Source organism: Vibrio sp. 1249-1 (genome assembly GCF_033340495.1).
In genome coordinates, this window is the sequence record NZ_JAWOWJ010000815.1 from 1 (window position 1) to 598 (window position 598).

Here is a 598-nt window from a genome sequence, read left to right on the forward strand (position 1 = left end):
AATTGTTAACATTATTACTCTGGAATTCTGCTAGTTTATATATGGAAAAGATCATTAGTAACACCCATAAAAAATGAGTACTTAGATATTCTGAACGGTATGTGGAAGTTACTAGGAAGTGGAATGTCATTATAGCACCTATAAGGTAAGTGTTATTCTTAAAACCATACTTCAAGCCTGGGTAAATCAGTTTAAAGTAAAAAAGCAAGATCAAACCAACGCCAACAACACCTCCCTCCCAAAACATATCCAATGTATAGTTATTCGTAATTCTGAATAAATAATCCTCACTTCGCATACCAAAGCTATCTAAAACAGACATGGTACCAAGTCCATGACCAAAAATTAGTTGAGCTAGGTTAGACTCTGCTAATAAAGTAGTAAATGAAACCATAAATTGGCTACGAGAAGAGCCGCCAGTTGCTTCGTGCTGTAGCTTGTAATAGATAAAATCTAAAAGCAACGTACCTAAATACGTCAGCACCAACAATAAACAAAAAACCAGCAATAGCACAAAAAAGTGACTGATTCTTGTTTTTCCAGTTAATACTGTCTTCAAGGCAATCAAAGAAAATACAAAAGCACAAATTAAAGCAAA

The 598-nt window shown here is 34.1% G+C and carries 1 pseudogene; it reads right to left on the minus strand.

The annotated features are described in order from the left end of the window. Positions 1 to 598 (minus strand): annotated as a pseudogene (locus tag R7Z50_RS29080) (hypothetical protein); the annotation flags it as partial.